The sequence below is a fragment of the Salifodinibacter halophilus genome (assembly GCA_012999515.1).
Classification (GTDB): Bacteria; Pseudomonadota; Gammaproteobacteria; order Nevskiales; family Salinisphaeraceae; genus Salifodinibacter; species Salifodinibacter halophilus.
Genome location: JABEEB010000733.1, coordinates 1 through 236, shown reverse-complemented (window position 1 = coordinate 236; position 236 = coordinate 1). Strand labels below are relative to the sequence as shown.

The 236-nt window shown below is 69.9% G+C and carries 1 protein-coding gene; it reads left to right on the top strand.

Translation table 11 applies throughout. The features are described from left to right. On the top strand, positions 1-236 hold a 236-nt coding region (locus HKX41_13500; GenBank protein NNC25148.1), incomplete at both ends, for a phosphoenolpyruvate synthase.

The following is a 236-nucleotide window of genomic DNA, read 5'->3' as shown; positions in this document are numbered from 1 at the left end:
CGCGCGTTCATCGAGGACGCGGGCATCGACGACGAGTTGTTCGCCGCGGTCGAGGTCGACCACGAGGACTCCGCGGCGCTACAGGCGGCCCACGAGACGGCTCACAACCTCATCATGGAGACGCCGATGCCGGACGACGTGCGAGAAGAGATTCTCGACGCCTACCGGAGCGTCGGCGGGGGCGACGCCTTCGTCGCCGTTCGGTCGTCCGCGACGGCCGAGGACCTGCCGGACGC